Source organism: Clostridium vincentii (assembly GCF_002995745.1).
Lineage (GTDB): Bacteria > Bacillota > Clostridia > Clostridiales > Clostridiaceae > Clostridium > Clostridium vincentii.
This window is the reverse complement of the sequence record NZ_PVXQ01000018.1, coordinates 43,669-66,346: the sequence shown is the minus strand read 5'-3', so window position 1 is coordinate 66,346 and position 22,678 is coordinate 43,669. Positions and strand designations below refer to the sequence as shown.

The window sequence follows — 22,678 nt, the reverse complement described above, 5'->3', positions numbered from 1 at the left end:
TCAAACTCTCAATAAAAAGTTTAATCTACTCAAAAACTTACTCATAAAAAAGAATTGCTGGTTTTTAACTTAATTAATATCTGTTCAATTTTCAAAGACCAATTTGTTTGCCACCCTTAAGCGACTTGTCTATCTTACCACGCTGTTTTCGACCTGTCAACAACTTTTTCGACATTCGTTTTTTGTTGTTTTCTGGGTTGTCTTAGCGACAAGACTTATCTTACCACACCTGCTCTCTATGGCTTGTACCAGAGTTGTCTTTAAACTTACTTGAATCTATAAAACGCCCAAATTCAATCTTATTCTACATATTTCTTATATTGATACACTAGGGGTAGTTTTTTCCTAAATGTTCTATATTCTACTTAATAACTAAGTTAATAATAAACACTACAGGGGTATAGGATTTGATTTTCTTTGAATCAAATAACATAGTGGCTGTATCATAACCCCTTCGGGAGAGTTGAAAGTTGACACCCAAAGGGCGCTCCTGTGAACACCTGTAAGGCGCCCCTTGCGGAAAATTGAAAGTTGAGAGTTATAGGAGAAAGTTCAATAAGCAAAATCATAGATTTTGATTTTCACTTTTCCCTGTTGGCATTTTATATTTATAATGCCACACCGTGAATCTTTGATTTGGTTCCTTAAACTTTCAACTTTCAACTCTCAACTCTCAACTTTCAATTTGATCCCGTTGATATAACATACTTTTACCAGAAATTTTTCTATACTTTCCTATACATTAAAAAAGTAACCACAAACCTTGTAGCTACTTAAATACTCATTTATTGAATTATTAGAAGATTAACGCCACTTTATATTCTCTTCAAGTGTTGTGATAAAATCAGCTTTTTTATTAATTATATTCGTTAATATTATGTATGTATTTGTATTTATGTCACTTGCATTTTTAACAAATCTACCTTGTACATCAATAAACAACGCATATGTGTCTTTTTCTAAATTGAGAGAAAACTCTAGAAAGTTTCTAACATTATTAATTTGAGGTTCACTGATCTTTTGATTAAACTCATTTATTAAAAAAGAAATTTTATCATACACTCCCAAATCAATCTCTTCAAAATCTTTATTTGCCACTTCATTCTTCAATATTTCATAATATTTAATAGTCTTATCTATTTGTTTTATTAGAACCGTTAATACTATTTCCATATATGGAATATCCCCTTTTTGTTGTTTTATATTTTCATATATATGTTGTTTTCTAATTGAAATATTTATAGCTTTATTTATCAAATCTATAACGTTATATCCCATATCATCACTTCCTCTAATGTATAGGTTTTACTAAAGGGGGCTAAATTAAACCATATAAACTGGTATAAAAATCTAGTAGGAGCTAAATAACGATTCATCTCCTACTAGATTATATTATATAGTCTCATAACTATCTGCAATAAGCATTGATTTGCGCTTCGCATATATCAATTACCTTTTCATCTTTATATTTCTTATACCACTGTGCAGTTTTGTTTATTGTCTCATCTATATTCCACCTAGGGTTCCAATTCAAACCAAATCTGGCCTTGCTGATATCAAGACTTAGTAAATTTGCTTCATGCAAGGAATCTACTGCAGGGCTTAAGGCTTTAAATCTTCCACTTTCCCACTCTTTTACAAGCTTGCTTACAACTTCCTGAACTGTAATAACGTTTTGCGCATTAGGTCCAAAATTCCAGGCTCCAGAAAACTTTACATCCTTATTCAATATTTTTGTTCCTAAAAGTAGATATCCTCCTAAAGGTTCAAGAACATGCTGCCAAGGTCTTACAGCTCCTGGATTCCTAAGCAATATTTCTCCATCCGTCTCTAGTGCTCTAATGCAGTCCGGTATAATTCTATCTTCTGCCCAATCCCCACCACCAATTACATTACCTGCTCGTGCTGTTACAATTATTTTCTCATGATCCTTATATTTTGCTGTATTAAAAAATGAATTTCTATAGGACGCAACCAAAAGTTCAATACAACCTTTACTAGAACTGTATGGATCATAACCACCCATTGAATCTATTTCCCTGTAACTGTAAACCCATTCATTATTTTCGTAACATTTATCGCTTGTTATAACAACTAAAGCTTTGGTTTCCTGAGTAGCTCTTACCGCTTCCAATACATTTACTGTACCCATAAAATTTATTTCATAGGTATCCTTAGGATTTTCATAAGAGTACCTAACAAGTGCCTGAGCCGCAAGATGAAAAACAATCTCCGGCTTAAAAGTTTTAAAAACTTCATTTAGATGTTTGCTGTCTCGTATATCTCCCCTTATATCAACTATATCAGTACTAATGTTAGATAAGACAAAGTTGCTCTTACTAATGATTGGATCTAACGCATAACCGATAACATTTGCTCCTAACTTTTTTAACCAAATACCTAGCCATGAACCTTTAAATCCTGTATGACCAGTTATTAAAACATTTTTATTTTTATAATTCTGTTCAAGGAATTCTAACATTCCCCCAGCCTCCTATTTATAGATACTTAAGATACTTATTTTTATTTTCTTCATACCACTTTATTGTTTTTATAATTCCATCCTCAAGTCCTATTCTAGGACTCCAACCTAATTCATTATGAATTTTACTTATATCCGCAGAAGGTGACCACATTTCATTTTTTCGACTTTCTACTGTACCATATAAGGGAATTTTATTTGTTTTCATATTCTTAAATATCAAATCCACATAGTATTTTAAAGGAAAAAGACTTCCATTGGCTATATTGAAGATATTACATTTCAATTCGCTTTTAGCTGACAAGATCAATCCATCAATTATATTTTCAATATAACAGTAATCTCGTAGCTGCTGACATGATGTTAGTCTTACTTCTTTATCCTCAAGTATTGACATTATTATATGACAAAAAACCTTATGCCGTTCTTCTCCTCCCCCAAAAATACCAAATGGTCTTAATGTTATAATATCTATATTATTTTCTCTAGCAATCTGATGAGCACTTATAGTTGCACAAGCTTTAGAACTTCCATAGATACTCACAGGTTGTAGATCCATATCTTCTTTCATAATATCTTTTCGATCTCCATATTCAGCACAGCTGCCAATGTTAATAAATCTTTTGCAGCCGGTGTCCTTTAATGAATTTAAAATATTAATAGTTCCTAAAATATTAATGTTTGCAGCTTTAATATATTCCTTTTGTGCTGAGTTCACTCCATAAGCTGCTAAATGGAATACTATTTCAGGACATATCTCCTTGATACATCTTTCAACTTTTATGCTATCAGTTATATCTACCTCATATATTGAGATGTTTTCCAATTGATCTTCTAGTCTCCAGGGTTTGGTTCCCGCTCTGCATATAATAGCTACCTTTGAGCCTTCAGTGAGTAACCTCTTAACCAGGTAGGATCCTATAAATCCACATCCACCAGTTACCAATATCCTCTTATCCATAAGACTGATCTTTTCCATATACCATACCTCCAGGTTAAGAAGCTTAGATTTACACTTACAATCTATACAAATTTTTAGCTTTAGTAACTTCTTCTTTACTAAATAATTCTTTAACGTCTACCCATCCAGATTTCTTTAATACTTCTATAGCTCTTTTTAAAACATGCACATAGGGAATATAAATATTATCAATTATCTCTTTACTGAAAATTAAAGGATCTAACTTCCATAAATCAAAGGTAGATTCATCAAATATTTCCATACTGCCAAAATGATAAACCATAAGTTCAGAGCCATCGATTAAAACAGTATTATTTTCCTTATAAACTTTATAATCGTTATTAATAATAAGATTCCATGGTGCTGCATCTATTCCTAGGTCATTTAGTATTTTTATGCTGCTAAATAAATTTGGTACTTGATCCAGATATTTTTGATCTCCCCATCTATCCATTTCACTATCATGTTTAGCTGAACACCAATCTATACATTTTTCCTTCCACCAATTTAAAATATCAAGGCTAGTTTTCCTGTTACTAAAGCCTAAAAAGCCTGCCTGAAACCTTCCATATTCATGTTCAAATTCAGGATACCTCTGGTTGCAAATCAATGTATCATAATTCTTCCAAAGCTTGAAAATTGGCTCTGGGTCAGAAAAAAAGAATATATCTGCATCACAGTAAATAACAGAATCTACACCGTATTTTTCTAAAATATAGAGAACTAGAGTTGCTTTAGTTGACCAGCAATATTCCTGAATGCTTCTCTCTTTCTTAACACTAAGCAATTCCGCATCCTCTACTTCGCTGATATTAATAATCGTCGTATTTTCAAGCTTTAGATTACTTAATGTAGAAAAGGACGTTTCATCCATGCAGCATATCATTAAATTAAAATTGTTGATTCTATCTTTTAAAGAAATATAAAGTGCCATACATCTAATCAAGTATTCCTTGCTGGTTATAGTACAAAAATTATAATACTCGTCGTATCTAGCCATATTTAACGTTAAATCTGAATATTTAAAAAACGTCTGAGCTCCTTTAGAATCAGATTTACTGAATAATGCTTTTGTATCTTCATTAAGACTGCTTTTTATAATATTAATGGCATTCCTTATACTTTCAATATATGAGATATAAATATTGTGCTTAATCGCAGATCTAATTGTTAAATAATTAAAGGTCCATAAGTCATAGTCATCTTCGTTAAATATGGAAAGACATGCAAAGTGATAGGATATTAATTTATCTCCTTCAATAAAGACTTCATTATCTCTTGAGGTAATATTGAAATTATTATTATATATCGTATTCCAAGGTGCAGCATCTACTCCCAAATTTTCTGATATTTTTACACTTGAAAACAATCCAGGAATTTCATCAAGATATTTCTGATCACCCCATCGTCCTGTTTCTGAGTCAGGTTCCCCATAACACCACTCAATACATTTTTTATTCCACCAATTAAGGCAATTTACTCCTTCTCTATCCTTTTTAAATCCTATAAATCCCGCTTGAAATTTTCCATACATCTTGTGAACCCATTCAAGATCCCTTTGAGGACATAAAAATATGGAAGCTTCACCCCACTCATCAAAGACAACCTGTGGATCTGAAAAGAAAAACATATCACTGTCACAATATATTACTGATTCTGCATTGCACTTCATAAGAACATAGCTTGAAACTGCTGCTTTTAGTGTCCAGCAATACTCATTTATCTTTCTCATATTTTTTACAGCCAGTAGTTTCTTATCTTCTACAGCACTTACGTGAATAATAGATGCATGTTTAAGATTAAGTCTTGAAAGAGATGAGTAAACTTTATCATCAATACAGCAAATCCATAAATGAAAGTTTTTGCTAGTTCTCTCAAGTGAATAATAAAAAGCTACGACCTTTATTAGATACTCATTACTCACTATTGTACAGAAACAGCATCTTTTTGTATCTTCCATAACATTGAAATTTTCAATTTCTTCTTCATTAACCTGTAGTTGATCCTCTATAATAACAGGTTCTTCCTCTTTCTGTTCTTCTTCTTCATAAGCTTGCGGTTGATCCTTTATACTATCAGACTCTTCAATTTCGTCTTCATCAAACTGTAGTTGACCCTCTATAATAACTGGATCTTCCTCTTTCTGTTCTTCCACCTCTTCATAAGGCTGCAACTCATCATTTGCATTATAATACTCTTCATTTTTTTGTTCATTTTCATCCTCTTCACCTTCATCAAACTGTAGTATATTCTTTATAAAATCAGGGATTTCATATCCCTCATCATCATATTGTAGTAGATCATCTATAATATTGGATACTTCAGTTTCTTCTCCATTAGACTCCATTAGATCCTTTGTAAGGTATTGAGAAAAGAAATATTTAAATCTATCCATATTTCTATTACCCCTTCCACGTTTCATTTGCATGAATCAAGTCTTTATTAGTATCAATTGCTGTCCAATAACCTCTGAAATTATAAACTGCCAGTTCTCCACTTTTTACAAGGTTTCTTAATGGATCCTGTTCAAAAATACATTCATCATCATTATCTATATAATTAAAAATTTTTTTATTCATTACAAAAAAACCGCCATTTATTATACCATCCAATTTTGATTTTTCCTCAAAGGACGTCACTAGACCATCTTTTTCTGTTAAAATTCCATATTGACTTTTTCTTTCTACTCCCGTAACTGTTACAACTTTGCCTTTTTCCTTGTGAAACTTCACTAGATCACCTATATTAATGTCAGATAACCCATCACCATAGGTCAACATGAAAGTATCTTCATCAATGAACTTTTCAATTTTTTTAATTCTTCCACCTGTCATTGTTTCAATTCCTGTATCAATAAGAGTTACCTTCCAATTATTAGGTTTACTAAGAAAAGTAACATCTTCACTACCTAATTGTTTTGTAAAATCACAGTTTTTCCACTCATAATTCCAAAAATATTCTTTTATCTTATCTCCACCAAATCCTAAGGGGAGAATAAATTCATTAAATCCATAGCTTGAATACATATTCATAATATGCCATATAATTGGTCTCCCGGAAACTAGAGCTAATGTTTTCGGCATAATTTCATTAGCTGATCCCAATCGGGTTCCTTTCCCTCCACATAATATAACTACCTTCACATTTATCGCTCCTTATTTTTTCATATTATCGTATTCCATAAATCCTTTGTTAATTAAAACGCCCTCAAAAAAGGCGTCACATATTAAAATTAACTCTAGTTACAAGTTAGACTTCACCTTAGAATCCCCATAATATAGCTTGTACTTTATTAATATGAATTAGAGTTTTTATTTGTTACTTATTTAAATATAATGCTCCTATATTTTTCTGTTATAGAACCACTTTGTCAACAATTTATATTTCTCACTCATTTTTTTCGATAGTATAGGACTTGCTAAAGATAGGTAAAATATAACCATATGAAATGGGTATATTTTATTGCTATCCAATTCGCCTTTTATATTATGGGAGTATTTTACAAGATCAAGATAATAAAAATAAAGGAAGTGTCTATATGTTTTTAGATTTACCTCAAGTAGAAGAAATATAAATAAAAAATGGAAGTGCTAGAATTATATTTGATGCATTTAATCAAAGGATTAAAATCCTAAGTTTTAAAGGAGATTTAGGAGATTTAATGAACCAGCTTACAGTTTATAAAAGCAAAGCAACCATTGGAAAGATATTCTCTATAATACCTAAGGAAGATATAGATATGTATAAAGATCATGGTTTTATAATTGAAGCTAAACTTGATCAATTTCTTAATGGACAGCCAGCCTATTTTTTATCCAAATTCCTCACATCCAAGCGAAAAATGAGCATGCACTTGCCTGAGGAAGAGGAAGTCCTCATTAGATCAAGAGAGTATATTAGTGAAGAGTATATCCATCCAACCTATGAACAATTTACTATTCGTGATGTAAAAAAAGCAGATGCTGATGAGTTAGCAAAACTGTATGATGGAGTATTTGAAACTTATCCCTCCCCTTTAAATAACTCAGATTATATTAAGTTTGCCATGGATCATAATGTATATTTTAAAGTAGCCCTTTATGAAAACAAGATAGTAAGTGCTGCTTCAGCTGATATGAACCCAATTAATTTGAATGCAGAAATTACAGATTGCGCAACGAGCACGTTACATATTGGGAATGGTCTTATTGGGCGTTTGATTTTTGAACTTGAAAAAGATTTAAGACAAATGAAATATAAAGTACTCTTTAGTACAGCTAGAGCTATTTCAACAGGTATGAATATTGTATTTGCCAAACATGATTATGTCTATGGAGGTAGATTAACAACTCATTGTCATATTTGTGGTCAGTTCGAAAATATGAATATATGGTATAAGTTACTTTAAGCTAACTTAATTTGCTTTTAAATTAAGTTCTTTTGAAGTATAATTATATTAAACTAAATTATAGGCTCTTGAATAAAATTTAAGGAGTTGAAAACTTAATGGATGATAAAATAGAAAACATATTAGCTCAGATTCTTAAAAATCAAACTACTATGCAAAACGAATTAAGTAGCTTTAGAGGGGATGTTAATTCTAAATTTGATGCTATTGATTCCAGATTTGATGATGTTAATATCAAGTTTGATGTTATTGATTCCAGATTTGACGATGTTAATATCAATTTTGATGCTATTGACTCCAGATTTGATGAGGTTGCCTCTAACTTTGATGAGGTTAACTCAAAATTTGATGAGATTAATTCCAAATTCGATGATGTTACTATTAGACTTGATGATGTTAATGTTGAACTTAACGGAGTAACTTTTAAGATTGATAAATTAAATAAATCAATGGACTCTGTTTATGATCAAACTATTGGCTTAACTGAATTTAGAACATTACTTGCTGACAAGTTAACTATTGTCTCAAATGATATTAAATTTATAAAACATAAAGTCCAAGAAACTGAAGTAGATGTGTTTACAATACAAAGTCATTTACAGATTGTAAAATAATTAGATTTATAAATAGAGTTAATATTAACTCTATTTTTTTTATGTATAATATTCTTATATCAATGCTTTAATATTAAATATTATACTAAGTACTTTAATAACAAAGTAGCTAATCCAAGAAAGAAAAAGAAACCACATACATCAGTAAAGGTTGTTACAAACACAGCTGAAGCTAGTGCAGGATCTACCTTTAGTTTCTTTAATATAACCGGAACTACATACCCGACAATGGTAGCTATGCACATATTTGCAAGCATAGAAACTCCTACTACTACTCCAAATATAGGCTTGCCAGTCCATAGAATTCCAATTGCAGCTATTGCTATACCTACTGCTAATCCATTAATTAATCCCACTAATAGTTCTTTTTTAAATACCTTTTTTGCGTTTTCTTTTGTAAATTCTCCTAAGGCTATACCTCTTACAATTAGTGTTAAACTCTGAGTTCCTGCATTTCCTCCCATTCCAGCAATTATAGGATTGAAGGCTGCAAGTATAACTACTTTATCAATTGTATCACTAAAAAGTCCTACTGTAGCTCCAGCAAGTATTGCTGTAAATAAATTTACATAAAGCCAAGGTAATCTGCTTTTTACTGAAGAAAAGGCTGCTCCATCAATTATTTCGCCTTCGTTAACTCCACCAAGACGTAAGATATCCTCTGTTGCTTCCTCTCGTACTACCTCAATAATATCATCTACAGTAATTATCCCAAGCATTACATCCCTTTCATTTGTAACAGGCATTGCTTGAAACCCATACTTTTCAAATATGATTGCAACATCTTCTTGATCCATTTCTACAGGAATGCTTTTAACCTTTTCATGCATTATATCCTTTATTTTTGTATCAAATGTTGATATAACTAATTCTCTAAGAGATATTATTCCCCTTAGAATATTCTTTTTATCTAATACGTAAAGATAATAGGCCGTTTCTACATCAGCTACTGCTATCTGAAGATATTTTAAAGTCTCCTTTACATTCATTGTCTCTTTAATAGCTACAAATTCCGAGGCCATAAGTCCCCCTGCAGTATCGTCTTTATAGGTTAAAAGTTCTTTAACAGCTTTAGCTGCACCTTCTTCTATGTTTCGCAAAAATTTTATTATCTTCTCTGGTCTAAAATTAGAAAGTAAATCTGCTATTTCATCTGAAGTCATTTCATTAACAATTTTATATTGTTCAGCTTCTGAGAATAAGTTCAAGAAATCTTCCTTCTCCTCGTCCTCCATCTCCTCAAAGACATTAGCTATAAACCATATTGGTAATTTCTTCATTACCTTTAATTTATCAAAATCTCTATCTCTTAAAACCTCCAGTATATCAGCTGGATGTATATCTTCTAAATCTTGTGTAAGCTTAGTTATGTTACTATCTATTAATAGCTTTTTCAAATCTTGCTTTGTTAAAAAATTCTTCAAATAACTTCGCCTCCTCTTGTATATATTATATCCTAGTATTTTTCATTATATTTTTCAATTATCAATAATATAAAAAAACCACGATGAAATTATCGTGGTTTTTTAGTTATCATTCTAAATTATGTTTTATTACTTTAATGTTTCAAATGCCTTCTTAACCTTTGGAATAACATAATGACTTCCGCCCTTATCCTTAACATCCTCAGCCATTCCTATAACTAACAAATTATTATTACCTCTATTTGTTGTCATAGCTGCAAACCATCCTATCTCAGTACCAGTACTATCATCTTGGGAAGCTTTAATTTCTGCTGTCCCTGTTTTAGCTGCTATTGTAAGACCTGCAGTTTGAACTTCATGACCTGTTCCATTAGGATTTTCAACCACTTGAGTAATGTCTGCAAGAACTGTACTTGCAACCTCTTTCGAAACTACATTTGCTTTCCATATTGTAGGTGCAGGCGTATCTTTATAAATCAAATATGGGTTAACCATACTTCCTTCATTTACAAACATAGTATACATTGATGCCAAATGAACTGGATTAACTAATATCTCGCCTTGTCCATATCCACTATCAGCTAATTGCACATCAGTTTTAATTTCTTCACTAGATGAAATTTGTGATTTTGTTAAACCAAAATCAAAGTCCAGGCTCTCACTGAATCCAAAACTCTCAAGTCCTGCTTTGAACTTATCCTTTCCAATATCTAAAGCAGCCTGTGCAAAATATATATTATCAGAATAAACCATGGCATTCTCTAAATTTGAACCTCCTGCATATTCACTTACCCTTGTAACTGAATAACTTCCCCAGCTACTATCCTTTTGCCAGCTAAGTCCACTTATACTTTTATTTGCACTTGGATCTAATAAATTAGTATTAAGTCCTATAGCTGCAGTTATTGGTTTAAATGCTGAACCAGGTGCTGCAGTAGCTTTAAATCTACTGTATAAAGGTTTATTTACATCATCATTTAAACTATTCCATTTTTCAGTGGACATTCCCATTACAAAATCATTAGGATCATACGACGGAGTACTAACTAAAGCTAAAACCTCTCCAGTAGTAGGATTCATTGCAACAGATGCCCCTTTATCGCTAGCAAACTGTGCATATAATGTACTTTGCATATTAATATCAATAGTTAACTTAACATTCTCTCCGTTTTTTACTTCCTTAGTTTTCAGGGTAGATATTTTACTTCCATTTTGATTTGTTATATATATTTCTCCACCATCTATTCCCCTTAAGTTATCTTCATACAGGCTTTCTGAACCAGCCTTTCCGATTACTGAAGCTTCAGTGTATTCATTATCCTTTTTTTCTTCTAATTCCTCAGCACTTATGCTTTGAACATATCCAGTTAAATGAGCAGCTTGTACTCCTAGAGGATATACCCTTGCAGCTTTATCGCTTATCATAATACCAGGTATTGTAAGTAGACTTGCTTTTCTAGCATCATCTTTTCCAATGACCTTTAATGGTACAAACATATCGTCTTGTACATAGGAAGCATTTAATTTACTGTTAATGTCCTCAACAGTAATTTCTAATATACTAGCAATTTTTATTACATCTGCTTCTTTATTAGTTAGCTTTCCAGGAACAATTCCAACGTTAGCTGCAGTACTATCTGTAGCTAAAAGAGCTCCATTTCTATCTAGAATATCACCTCTTTTAGATTTCACTGTGGTTACATTAACCTTGTAATCATCTTCAAGTTCCGGAAAAATATCTTTCGAGCTCCATATAAGACTATACTCTCCATCATCCTTCTTAATCTCCATAGTGTTTGAAAAAGTTAATTCTCCATCTACTGTATTCATAGTAGTATCATATGGCACTGTAGAAACACCTGCAGTCTTTGATAATTCTCCAATTTCTACATTTATATCATTAGCTTCTATGCCTTCATAGATATTTTTATTTCTTGATAAGAAATCTTCCTCAGATATGTTTTCTTTGCTCTCTACACTTAGCATTTCATACATAGCTGAATATTCCTTATCATTTAACAAACCTATGTATTCTTTTAATACCTCTTTAGGCTTATCTGCATTTTTAGAGACAAAAAATATTGCTCCCGCTACTATCCCTACGACACATAAAACGCTTACACCTATACCTATTTTTAAATTTCTTTTCATTAAACTACCACTCCTCTAAACTTTCAGTTATTAATCTTATGTTTACATAATACCAATTTTACATTTTAATTACAATTTAATATTTAATAAGGCCAGAAGCTATTTTACTAGCTTCTGGCCTTTAGCTTCAAATTATCTACTATACATTGTTTTTATAGTTCTTATTCTCAATGACCTTAGAAAAATGGTTCATATTATTTTCTCCTATGGGAAAATATACTGCCAAGAAAAACAGTTATACATATTACACTTGTTATTGAAATTACAATAGCCATTACTTTCGCCACAATAGTTAATGGAATTATATCTCCAAAGCCAATTGTAGTAAAGGTAAGAATGGTGTAATAAAACAAATCAAAGTTAGTTGGATTATTAGAGAAAGCATTTAATTGTAGGGAATTAGTTAAAACTACCCCTAAATATAAATTGCTTACAATCATAACCAATATAATCATTACCGCGGTAAGCACCCTGCCAAAACTCCCCTTATCTTCTTCGCATATTTTAATACTTTTAGGATCTTTCATAATAGTAAATAGTATCTTTAAATTAAGTAGATAACATGCCCCTATTCCAATAAATCCACTTATAGCATATTTACTTATTTCATCTGTAAATAATAATATAAACACTAAATAGACACTAGTTATAAAATAACTTAATAGAAAATCTGCCTTAATACTCTTTTCTATTCCCTTTCTCATAAATATATGAAGGTTAGAACTAATTAGCAAAATATAACCTATTAAATAATGCACAATAACTAAACAAGTTATTATTATTATTATTTCAATTAAAGGATTAACCTCTAAGTATAAAGGAATATATTTTATTAAAGTAATGTATACTGCTAGAAAGGTCAAGATTTCTGATAATATAATAAGGATACTTTGAGTTATTTTAACTACAAATTTTTCTTCTAAAAACAATTCTTTATAGGTGTTATTAATCTTATTTACGCCTAAAATAATTGGATTTCCATTCCCTATTATTTGTATGTATAAAAATAATATAACCATTAGTGTTGCCACCATAACTCTTCACCTCCAATTCACCTACAGTTCACATACATATGTTATACTATGGTTAAATCATTAAGATTAGAATATTAGTATAATTTATGGAACTTATACTAATATTAAAATAAAGATAGAAAGGAGTTTTTTAATATGAAAAAAGGCATGAAAATTTTAATCATAGTAATAGTCGCTATTCTTGTTATTACCTTACCTTTGATATCGAATTACAACTCTTTGGTTACTTTAAACCAAAGCGCAGATAATTCATATGCAGATATTGATACTCAACTTCAAAGAAGGTCTGACTTAATACCTAATCTAGTTAGTACAGTAAAGGGGTATGCAATTCAAGAAAAGGATGTATTTACAGATATAGCTGATGCAAGAGCTAAACTTGCTGGAGCTGGTAATGTATCGGATAAGGCAAATGCTGATAGTGAGCTATCTGGTTCTCTTTCAAGATTACTAGTAGTCGTTGAGGCTTATCCTGATTTGAAATCGAATCAAAATTTTAGAGACTTATCAATTCAACTAGAAGGTACTGAAAATAGAATTTCAATTGCTCGAGAAGACTATAACGCATCAGTAACTGAATATAATACTAAGAGAAGAAAATTTCCTAGTAATTTAACAGCTTCAATGTTTGGCTTTGAGGAAAAAGATTTATATAAGGCAAGTGAAGGTGCAAAGGAATTACCTACTGTAGATTTCACTACTAAAAATGAATAATTTAAAAAAATCCTTTGCAGTATTCCTATCTTCTCTTATACTATTAACTTTAGGATTTTCTTTACCTATAAAGGCTGTAGATTATCCCCAGCCTACAACTAATAAATATTTAAATGATTATACCGGAATAATTAGTGAATCAGAAATTAATAGCATTTTATCTATTGGTAAAGAGCTTGAGGATAAAACTGGAGCTCAAGCCGTTGTTGTTGTAGTAGATTCAACAGATAATGTTCCTATTGAAGATTATGCCCTTAATTTATTTCGAACTTGGGGACTTGGTGAAAAAGATAAAGATAATGGATTGTTAATCCTTTTAGCAGTAAGTGATAAGAAATGGAGAGTTGAGGTTGGACGTGGCCTTGAAGGAGCTGTTCCAGATGCACTTTCTAATAGAGTTATGGAGTCCGTAGGAAAACCTAACTTTGCAGACGGGAACTATGGGAAAGGTCTAGTTGAAAGTTATAGTGCACTTAGTGATTATATTGCTAAGGAATATGACGTTACTTTAACTAAATCCTTAAACGTCACTGTTCCTAATGCTGAAACCGCTGATTCTTCTAATAATGGAAAAAGCGGACTTGTCTTTATGGTCCTTGGAGGATTATTGCTTATTGATATATTTTTCAATAAAGCCCGAATCACTTCGACGCTACTAAAGATTCTTATAATAAGCGGTCTTTTCAGAGGTCGCGGCGGCCCTAGAGGTGGCGGTGGTTCCTCTGGTGGAGGTGGTTTCGGAGGCTTCGGTGGTGGATCTTCCGGTGGTGGTGGATCTTCTGGCGGCTGGTAATTCTTATTATAAAAAATAATATTTTTTTATAATATGGATAAACTAATATAGAAACCATTATTTTTTAGGAGGGATTTATATGAGCCGTACGAATTCTAATAGTTCAAAAATCAAAAGCAACTTTGACCCATCTTTAGCAAAATATGCAGAAGAGGTTAATAGTAAAGCCCATGAAAAAAGTCCTTTTGGAGAAGAAGAACCTTCCACAGATACCGATCACAAATAAATATATAATTAAATGGCTGTTGCAGAATTGTTTTTCAACAATTTTGCAACAGCCATTAATTATTTATATCTCTATTTATTCCATAAATTCTATATTACCCTTTGATAATTTAGCTATTCTAGCTAATGAATACACATCATAACCCATATCTTTTAACATTTGTGGACCTTTTTGAAATGATTTTTCTATTACTATACCTATTCCAGCAACAGTTGCTCCTGCTTCTTCTACTAAACGTACTGCTCCAAGGGATGCTTCTCCATTTGCCAAAAAGTCATCTATAATTAATATATTATCATCTTTATTTATGTATTTTTTAGATAGTGTTAATTCATAATTCATATCTTTTGTATATGAGTGTACTGTTGTTTGATAAACATCACCATTTAAAATTTTTGAACCTTGTTTTTTTAATGTAACCATAGGTAAATTCATTTGCATGGCTGTCATTACAGTTGGTGCAATGCCTGAACTTTCAATTGTAAATATCTTTGTAATATTATGATTTTCAAAATAATTTTTAAAATATGTACCCATTTCATACATTAATTGTGCATCAACTTGATGATTTAAAAACGAGTCAACTTTTAATACATTTTCTGATAATGCTTGGCCTTCTTCTAATATACGTTTATGTAAACATTTCATTATTACTTCACTCCACTCTTTTCTTCTTTTAATACTAAGTTTAATATTAATGCAACAATAGTTCCTGTTGAAATACCTGATGAGAAAATCATTTTTAAGCCTTCTGGAAATTGACTTATAAATTCAGGACGAAATGTAACTCCAACTCCAAGGCCTATAGCTGTTGCTATTATTAATAAATTACGATTATTTAATTCAATTTTACTTAAAGTTTTAATTCCTGATGCTGCAACTGTTCCAAACATAACTATTCCAACTCCACCTAAAACTGGTTGAGGCATTATGTTAATTAAAGCTGCAAATTTAGGAAGAAATCCTAATATGACAAGTATTATACCTGCCATCATAGCAACATATTTACTTGCTACTTTTGTTAAAGGAATTAGTCCAATATTTTGACTAAAAGATGTATTTGGAAATGTTCCAAGAACACCTGCAATCATACTTCCAACACCATCGGATAATACTCCTGCTCCAATTCTCTTATCATCCATTTCAACTTTTGAAACTTCTCCGATAGCCTTTAAGCAACCTACAGTTCCAATAGTTGCTACAAAATAAGCTGGGATAAATGGAATTACTAATTTCAAATCAAAATTTACACCATATGCAAATATTTTTGGAAATGATATAAAACTTGCCTCATTAACTGCTGAAAAATCAACCATTCCAAGAGGAATACAAATAATATATCCAAGTCCCATTCCAATTAATATTGAAGCACTACTTACTAAACCTTTTCCATATCTGTTTAAAAGTAAAGTAATAATTAAAACAAACATTGATATTGAAATATTAATTAAGTTTCCATAATCAGATGATCCGCTTCCACCAGCTGCCCAATCCATTGATACTGGTAGCAGTGTTAATCCTATTAAAGTTATTACTGTACCTGTAACAAGTGGCGGAAATAATTTCATGACTGGTCTTATTATAAAGCTTAGAAATATTTCTACAAATGAACCAAGTATTGTAGCTCCTATAATTCCCGGTAGTCCATAAAGACTTCCAACGGCAATTGAAGGTGCTACAAATGTAAAATCTGTTCCCATTATACATGCAACTCTTGCTCCAACTGGCCCAACCCCTTTTGATTGAATAACTGTTGCTACTCCAGCCGCTAGTATTGTTGCACTCATAAGTGCTGTTGATGTAATTGCATCAAATCCTAGTGCACTAGAAATAACTAAAGGGACAACTATAATTCCGCCAAAGGCAGCAAATATATGTTGGAAACCTAATAAAATCTGTGTTCCTAATTTTGGCTTGTCATCAATTCCATAAAGAAGTTCACTATCCTCTTTAATTCTAGAATTCGATTCTTCAGTTAAATTTTCCTTGTTCTCTGAGCTCATCTTCGGTAAATCTCCTTAAATATAATTCAATTATACATACTCCATATAAATCCTATATATATTATCTGATAAATTTTCCCAAAATAAAAAAACACCTCAAAATTAAATGAGGTGTCGTATTTATAGATAAATATATACTAATATTTAAAACTAAAACACTACCTCGTAGTCTGCTAATTTATGGCTAGCAGGTAGAAACTTTCCGTCCAAGTCATCGGAAATATACGAGTCTTTTGTACAAACTGTTTGTTAATTGTACCATAATCGTGCTTTTTATACAAAGAATTTAGTTTTATAATTTTATTTAGAAGACATTTTTATTATTTTATGTTGATGATGTTCTTCATGATCATGATTACATACAACATTTTTATCTTTTAATTCACCATTTAAGTATGAAGCAATTATATCTTCAATCTTTCCTGAGACTCCGCGAATAACTTCAAACTTTTCTGCCTTTAATGAATCTAGAGCACCTTGGCCAATTCCACCAGTAATAATTAAATTTACGCCTTCCTCTTTAAGTAATCCAGCAAGTCCACCATGATTATGTTGAAGTGTTTGCGCTGATAGCTCTTTAGTTTCAGTTACCTTATTGTCCTCTATTGTAATAATTTCGAAGCTCTTACTCTTTCCGTAATGTTGATTAATTATATTCTCATTCTTTGGCATTGCAATTTTCATATTTATTCTCTCCTAACTATATCTCGTGTAGCATAAACTAAACGGATTAATTTACTTATTTTAATTATAAACTTCCCCTAGATAATAAGATAGTTATCACAGAAAGAAATATTAATAGAAATAATTAGTATTATAGTTCTAATTATTCAAAATTCCCTTCCTATTATAGTTAATTTTTGTTATTATAGGAATGGTTTTCAAAATATAAGCCAGAAAGGAATTTTAATATGAAAAGATATTTTAAAATTTTAATCATTATGTGTATGACTATAACTTTATTTGTAGGATGCGGAAAAAATGTAAAAGATTCTACACAGAACAGAGTAGAGGGAAGTACTTTTACTTTTACTGCTGAAGAATTTAAAAATTATTATAATGATTCAATCGGACTATTTGATTCTGAACTCAAGGATTTTACTGGAGACAAAAGTGAATCTGCGGACTATTATCAATATATAGAAATTATTGGCAATTATGTGATTTATGCCACATCTGCTACTGATGGTGGAAAACTTACTAGACTTCAAATTTCCTATAAAGGTGGAACTGAAAAGGAGCCAGTTGCAGGGATGTCACAAACTGAGTACAATGAGAACGATATTGAAAAATTTATGAAAAAAGCAGGCAACATTTTCGATATTTGTGAAACCACAACCCCAACTGAAGATTTCAACAATTTTTCGGATGAAAATCTTAATGGGTATGTACTTGAAAATGCTTCAAAAGAAATAGGGGATTTGACTATATCTTTTAATATGCTATCAGATCTATCCTTTAAATTTGAACCTAAGGAAGTAAAATAGTACAAGTAGTTTAGTACTAATTACACATAACAAAAAAACTCTAGTGGTGATTTAACATCGCTGGAGTTTCTTTTTATTCATGATTCTTTTTTAATAGTTATTATAGCTCATAATTTCTTTAATATCCTTCCTCACCTTTTTCCTAGGTTCCTTATCTTCATAATATCCTAAAGATATTACTAAAGTGACCTCTTTATTTGATGGAATAGAAAGTATATTCTTAATGCCTTTCTCTTTAAACCATCCCATGATACATGTTCCAAGTCCAAGTTCTGTAGCTGCTAAACATATATTCTCGCAAGCTCCTCCTATATCTATATTAGTATAATCCTTTTTCTTAACTAACTTTCCCATTTTTGAAGCTAAGTTTCTGCTTTCTGCTACAACTACAATAAATACTGGTGAAGTTAGAGCAAATTTATTTATTCCACTTATTAAAGGGTCATATAATTTCCTGGCTACTTGGCTAACTATCGCCTTATCATTCACAACAACAAACTTCCAAGGTTGAGCATTACATGCTGATGGGGCTACCCTTCCAGCTTCTATAATTTTCTCTATCTTTTCTCTTTCTACTGGTTTATCTAAATACCCTCTTACACTTTCTCTTCTATTTACAAGTTCAAAAAAATCCATTTTACATCTCCTTCTTGTTATTTTTAAACATTCTTTTAAATCCATCCATGTATTGGATATAATTCATCTATATTTACTTATTCGATTTTTCTTCACCAAGTAAATCAACATATTCTTTGGCTTCTAGTAAACCAAGCCCAGTAACCATTCTATATTTTTTGATTGCTTTAATTTTTTCACCTTCTGCAATTAGATTTCTTAATTCGATATCCATATTTTTTAAGACTGCATCAGTTACTTCACTTTGATTAGATTTACTCTCCCTTTTATAATTAATTCTGCTCAAAATGATATAAAATCCTCCTAAAAGTATAGATATTACTCCTGAAAAATTGTTTTTATCTATTAGATCCATCACACCTACAAATAAGAAACAAATTCCTGCCACTAGCCATAGTATCCATGTTTTTGATTTCATAAATATCGATATTTTTGATTTCATATTTACTTTCCTCCCTTAAAATTCTTTTACTCAAGGCTGTTATATATACCTTCTTCTCTTTTTCTTTCTGCATTACCGCTTATGTAAGATCCTTCGATAACATTTTTATAACCTTTCTTTGTAACTATACTCTTGATATACTCTGCATGCGGGCATCTATCATAGTGATAATTATCAGTCACCATGCAAGATGATAAATGAACTACAACTTCATCTTTGCTAATATTATTCTTTTTAGATACCTGCTTAGAAAAATGTTCTAACTTAGAGGCAACTCCCTTTCCACAACATCCACCACAGGTAAAAGAAATATATCTTGTAGCATCATCATATTCTTCAAAAACTTTATCCTTATTGTAAAAAGCATTTGTACACGCAAACCCGCTGCACCTTTTATGTGCAATATCACACTGAATTATAACAACATATTTAGTATTCATACTTACCCCTCCGTTTATATGCACGTCTTTATCCTACTCGCTATTTTTTAATTATTAATAATTCTTTCAAATCTATCCATGTATTGCTGATCTAATACAGCATATTCAGAATAATCTAAAGAAGATGTCTTTACTAACTCCGAATTACTCTCCATTATTCTTTTATCAATTTCTTCTATTGCTGAATATGTATCTTCTTCATATTTTTTTCCCTCTGAACTAAAGTTATTAATATCAATTTTTTTCCCATCATTTAAAATAATTATATAATAAAAGGTACCTTTACTTGACCCAAGAAACTTTTTATTGCTATTAAAGCCCGTTTCCACCTTCTTCACATCTTGTAAAGAATATTCTTTTCCTAATGGAGAAAATGTACTACGCAAAGTAATCATTTCATCCTTTATACACATTATATTTATAAAATATAGGTATAGCATCACTATTGCACCTATTATCTTAATTGACTTAGAGAATTCTATCCTCGATGCATACATTAAAGCTTCTTTTCCAGTTTTTCTTTTTTTCATCTTAAAATAAGCCGAAATTAACCCAAAGAAGATTATGCATTCAATTACAGATACTATTTTGTCATAAGGTGCTCTAACTCCCCATATTGTAAACTCTTCTGGAATAAATAAATTTCCTTGTATCCATGAAAATGAGATAAAAAATAATAGAAACACTACAAGAGAGACAACTAATATTAATATAATTGCTACTATTTCCTTAGAAAATTCTTTTAAATTTTTCATTTCTGACTCCTTTAAAATTCTTACTGTAAATTATACGATATATTGATCTAAATTTACTTGTTTAACTTTTCGTCACTAAGTAAATCAACATATTCTTTGGCTTCTAGTAGACCAAGCCGCGTAACCATTATATATTTTATTTTGAATTATTGTCTTTATTTTTCTGTGATTTATATATAGCAATATTTGCAAAAAAAATGCTAATAGCACAAAGTAATATAACACCATTAGTCCAACTTGGCATTCCTTTAATTCTTACATATACAAAGATTATTAAAGCAATAATAGTTATAAATGCAGAAATAATTAGTCCTAATTTTGAACTTTTCGTATTATTTTTCATATTAATCCCTCCTTGCTTACAAAATATTATTTCAAGCCGATAAAAAACATAGTTATAATATCTGCTCTCCCCCTACTTTCTTCTTTTAAATACTGATATTGCATCTCTACTATGACCCTGTGCTGCATTTGTAGCAAAACAAGATGTTAGTTCCCATCCTTCTTCTCCGAGTTTATTAAGTTCACCATTAAAATTTTCCACTTCCAATATACCGCCTGAAAATCCTTTAAGTTCTACTTTAATAGTTTTATATTCCCATCTTTCCACAATAAATCTCCTCCTATATTTCTATAACATAATCTTATTATAGAATAAATCTTTCTCCATAATATAACTCTTATACCTTAATTGTAGCATATTTTCTTAATACAGTATTATTCATTTTCTATATTTGAGTATCTTACTCTTAGCTTAGGTATATTAAAAATCCCAATATAAATTCACTTCATTGATTCAATAATTCAAAAAAATACCGTATTATTCAATTTTGAATAATACGGTATTAGAATTAGTGATATTTAATTCTTATTTACATATACCAATATCTTTCCTGAAATAACTGTCCTTAAACTTAACTAAATCAAGATTTCTGTAAGCTGTTTCACGAGCTTCTTCTATAGTTTTACCATTTCCAATAACAGAAAGAACTCGTCCTCCATTAGTTAATAAAACTCCACCTTCCATCTTTGCTCCAGCTAAGAATACATTATCCTGTACACTTTGATCTATGGTTATTAGATAACCCTTAACAAATTCCCCTGGATAACCTTCAGATGCAAGGACAACATTTACAGAAACCTCATCCTTCCAATTAACTGTAATTTCACTAAGTTTTTCGTCCATAGCAGCTTCAATAACTTCAAATAAATCACTTTCCATTAAGCTTAATACTGATTGAGTTTCAGGATCTCCCATTCTTACATTATACTCAAGTAAATAGGTTCCCTTCTCACAAATCATTAATCCGAAAAATATAATCCCTTTAAAATCAAAACCTTCTGCTTGAATTCCAGTTAAAGTTTTTGCCATAATGTTATCTTCAAATTCCTTCATAACAGCATTAGTTACATATGGATTAGGAGCAACTACTCCCATACCACCAGTATTTGGCCCTTTACCGCCATCAAAGATTTGTTTATGATCCTTTGCAGATATAAATGGAATTATTGTCTTTCCATCAGTTATTGAAAGGATAGATGCTTCTACTCCATCTAAAAATTCCTCTATAACAACCTTTTGTCCTGCTCCATTAAATATATCATCTATCATATAAGAATTAATTGCTTCAATTGCCTGATCCTTTGTTTCACAAATTGCAACACCCTTACCTGCTGCTAATCCATCAGCCTTTATAACTACTGGATAAGCGCAGTTTTCAACATATAAAAGTGCTGTATTAACTTCTGTAAACACTTCATATGCTGCAGTTTTAACTCCATATTTCTTCATGAATTCCTTTGAATAACTTTTACTTCCCTCTAATTGAGCTCCAGCTTTATCTGGTCCAAATACTCTAAGGCCTGCAGCCTTAAACTTATCTGTAATACCTTTTGCTAGTGGATCTTCAGGTCCAACTATAGTTAAGTAAATTTCATTTTCCTTAGCAAAAACGATTAATTCATCAATGTCAGTTATATCAACATTTTCACATTTATTTTCTATTGCAGTACCACCATTACCAGGTGCTACAAATATTTTATCAACCTTTGGGCTTTTAGCGATTTTCCAAGCAATTGCATGCTCTCGTCCACCTGCTCCAACTAATAATAGTTTCATAAAATTCTCT

The 22,678-nt window shown here is 30.9% G+C and carries 24 protein-coding genes and 1 riboswitch; of the genes, 6 read left to right on the top strand and 18 right to left on the bottom strand.

The annotated features are described in order from the left end of the window. Nucleotides 1–804: 804 nt before the first annotated feature. From CLVI_RS09565 to CLVI_RS09545, 5 genes are all read right to left on the bottom strand, one after another. A complete protein-coding gene (locus CLVI_RS09565) occupies nt 805–1,278 on the bottom strand; it encodes a hypothetical protein (protein WP_106059906.1) in 474 nt (157 codons plus the stop codon). Nucleotides 1,279–1,408: 130 nt separating this feature from the next. Beyond that, on the bottom strand, nt 1,409–2,482 hold the full coding sequence (gene rfbG, locus CLVI_RS09560) for a CDP-glucose 4,6-dehydratase (protein WP_106059905.1): 1,074 nt from the start codon (nt 2,480–2,482) through the stop codon (nt 1,409–1,411). A gap of 16 nt (nt 2,483–2,498) precedes the next feature. Continuing rightward, entirely contained in the window at nt 2,499–3,461 is a 963-nt protein-coding gene (locus CLVI_RS09555) for an NAD-dependent epimerase/dehydratase family protein (protein WP_106059904.1), read from the bottom strand. Between the two features lie 37 nt (nt 3,462–3,498). Further along, on the bottom strand, nt 3,499–5,838 hold the full coding sequence (locus CLVI_RS09550; RefSeq protein ID WP_170065637.1) for a putative nucleotide-diphospho-sugar transferase: 2,340 nt from the start codon (nt 5,836–5,838) through the stop codon (nt 3,499–3,501). A gap of 7 nt (nt 5,839–5,845) precedes the next feature. Continuing rightward, nucleotides 5,846–6,586, bottom strand: a complete 741-nt coding sequence (locus CLVI_RS09545) for a sugar phosphate nucleotidyltransferase (RefSeq protein WP_106059902.1) — start codon at nt 6,584–6,586, stop codon at nt 5,846–5,848. Between the two features lie 431 nt (nt 6,587–7,017). Here CLVI_RS09545 and ablB point away from each other — a divergent pair, with 431 nt between their 5' ends. Both ablB and CLVI_RS09535 read left to right on the top strand, forming a co-directional pair. After that, nucleotides 7,018–7,830 carry a putative beta-lysine N-acetyltransferase gene (ablB, locus tag CLVI_RS09540; RefSeq protein WP_341458748.1) on the top strand — a complete coding sequence of 271 codons (813 nt, stop codon included), beginning with the start codon at nt 7,018–7,020 and terminating at the stop codon, nt 7,828–7,830. Between the two features lie 152 nt (nt 7,831–7,982). Then, nucleotides 7,983–8,444, top strand: coding sequence for a methyl-accepting chemotaxis protein (locus CLVI_RS09535; RefSeq protein WP_146127320.1), 462 nt, complete (start codon nt 7,983–7,985; stop codon nt 8,442–8,444). A gap of 80 nt (nt 8,445–8,524) precedes the next feature. Here the strand turns inward: CLVI_RS09535 and mgtE are convergent, their stop codons facing one another. The 3 genes from mgtE to CLVI_RS09520 all read right to left on the bottom strand — a co-directional run bounded on the left by mgtE (nt 8,525) and on the right by CLVI_RS09520 (nt 13,053). After that, complete coding sequence (gene mgtE / locus CLVI_RS09530; protein ID WP_106059900.1) at nt 8,525–9,868, bottom strand: magnesium transporter; 1,344 nt, start codon at nt 9,866–9,868, stop codon at nt 8,525–8,527. A 129-nt stretch (nt 9,869–9,997) separates the two neighbouring features. Beyond that, the gene (locus CLVI_RS09525; RefSeq protein ID WP_106059899.1) at nt 9,998–12,019 is read right to left on the bottom strand and encodes a penicillin-binding transpeptidase domain-containing protein; all 2,022 of its coding nucleotides are present in this window, start codon (nt 12,017–12,019) and stop codon (nt 9,998–10,000) included. Nucleotides 12,020–12,213: 194 nt separating this feature from the next. Further along, a complete protein-coding gene (locus tag CLVI_RS09520; protein ID WP_106059898.1) occupies nt 12,214–13,053 on the bottom strand; it encodes a potassium channel family protein in 840 nt (279 codons plus the stop codon). A gap of 135 nt (nt 13,054–13,188) precedes the next feature. Here CLVI_RS09520 and CLVI_RS09515 point away from each other — a divergent pair, with 135 nt between their 5' ends. The 3 genes from CLVI_RS09515 (at nt 13,189) to CLVI_RS17460 (ending at nt 14,786) form a co-directional block, all read left to right on the top strand. Continuing rightward, on the top strand, nt 13,189–13,767 hold the full coding sequence (locus CLVI_RS09515) for a LemA family protein (protein ID WP_106059897.1): 579 nt from the start codon (nt 13,189–13,191) through the stop codon (nt 13,765–13,767). Next, nucleotides 13,760–14,560 (top strand): TPM domain-containing protein, encoded by an 801-nt coding sequence (locus CLVI_RS09510; protein ID WP_106059896.1) that lies wholly within the window; start codon nt 13,760–13,762, stop codon nt 14,558–14,560. Before CLVI_RS09515 ends, CLVI_RS09510 begins: the two co-directional genes overlap by 8 nt. Before the next feature lie 79 nt (nt 14,561–14,639). Further along, nucleotides 14,640–14,786, top strand: coding sequence for a hypothetical protein (locus tag CLVI_RS17460; protein ID WP_170065636.1), 147 nt, complete (start codon nt 14,640–14,642; stop codon nt 14,784–14,786). A 75-nt stretch (nt 14,787–14,861) separates the two neighbouring features. Here CLVI_RS17460 and CLVI_RS09505 read toward each other — a convergent pair whose 3' ends face one another. The 3 genes from CLVI_RS09505 to CLVI_RS09495 all read right to left on the bottom strand — a co-directional run bounded on the left by CLVI_RS09505 (nt 14,862) and on the right by CLVI_RS09495 (nt 17,473). Next, on the bottom strand, nt 14,862–15,434 hold the full coding sequence (locus CLVI_RS09505) for a xanthine phosphoribosyltransferase (RefSeq protein ID WP_106059895.1): 573 nt from the start codon (nt 15,432–15,434) through the stop codon (nt 14,862–14,864). A gap of 2 nt (nt 15,435–15,436) precedes the next feature. After that, entirely contained in the window at nt 15,437–16,789 is a 1,353-nt protein-coding gene (locus CLVI_RS09500) for a uracil-xanthine permease family protein (RefSeq protein ID WP_106059894.1), read from the bottom strand. 146 nt (nt 16,790–16,935) lie between these two features. After that, nucleotides 16,936–17,037: riboswitch (purine riboswitch) on the bottom strand. A gap of 52 nt (nt 17,038–17,089) precedes the next feature. After that, complete coding sequence (locus CLVI_RS09495; RefSeq protein WP_106059893.1) at nt 17,090–17,473, bottom strand: NifB/NifX family molybdenum-iron cluster-binding protein; 384 nt, start codon at nt 17,471–17,473, stop codon at nt 17,090–17,092. A gap of 227 nt (nt 17,474–17,700) precedes the next feature. Here CLVI_RS09495 and CLVI_RS09490 point away from each other — a divergent pair, with 227 nt between their 5' ends. Then, nucleotides 17,701–18,276: a hypothetical protein gene (locus CLVI_RS09490; protein WP_106059892.1), complete on the top strand. Its 576-nt coding sequence runs from the start codon at nt 17,701–17,703 to the stop codon at nt 18,274–18,276. A gap of 90 nt (nt 18,277–18,366) precedes the next feature. Here the strand turns inward: CLVI_RS09490 and CLVI_RS09485 are convergent, their stop codons facing one another. The 7 genes from CLVI_RS09485 to purD form a co-directional block, all read right to left on the bottom strand. Beyond that, a complete protein-coding gene (locus tag CLVI_RS09485) occupies nt 18,367–18,912 on the bottom strand; it encodes a nitroreductase family protein (RefSeq protein WP_106059891.1) in 546 nt (181 codons plus the stop codon). A gap of 73 nt (nt 18,913–18,985) precedes the next feature. Then, nucleotides 18,986–19,330, bottom strand: a complete 345-nt coding sequence (locus CLVI_RS09480) for a ribosomal protein L7/L12 (protein ID WP_106059907.1) — start codon at nt 19,328–19,330, stop codon at nt 18,986–18,988. A 50-nt stretch (nt 19,331–19,380) separates the two neighbouring features. After that, nucleotides 19,381–19,794, bottom strand: coding sequence for a CGGC domain-containing protein (locus tag CLVI_RS09475; RefSeq protein WP_106059890.1), 414 nt, complete (start codon nt 19,792–19,794; stop codon nt 19,381–19,383). A 47-nt stretch (nt 19,795–19,841) separates the two neighbouring features. Beyond that, on the bottom strand, nt 19,842–20,549 hold the full coding sequence (locus tag CLVI_RS09470) for a hypothetical protein (protein WP_106059889.1): 708 nt from the start codon (nt 20,547–20,549) through the stop codon (nt 19,842–19,844). Between the two features lie 136 nt (nt 20,550–20,685). Then, on the bottom strand, nt 20,686–20,892 hold the full coding sequence (locus CLVI_RS09465) for a hypothetical protein (protein WP_106059888.1): 207 nt from the start codon (nt 20,890–20,892) through the stop codon (nt 20,686–20,688). Nucleotides 20,893–20,964: 72 nt separating this feature from the next. Beyond that, on the bottom strand, nt 20,965–21,159 hold the full coding sequence (locus tag CLVI_RS09460) for a DUF4177 domain-containing protein (protein WP_106059887.1): 195 nt from the start codon (nt 21,157–21,159) through the stop codon (nt 20,965–20,967). Between the two features lie 258 nt (nt 21,160–21,417). Beyond that, nucleotides 21,418–22,668, bottom strand: a complete 1,251-nt coding sequence (gene purD, locus CLVI_RS09455; RefSeq protein ID WP_106059886.1) for a phosphoribosylamine--glycine ligase — start codon at nt 22,666–22,668, stop codon at nt 21,418–21,420. Nucleotides 22,669–22,678: the final 10 nt, after the last annotated feature.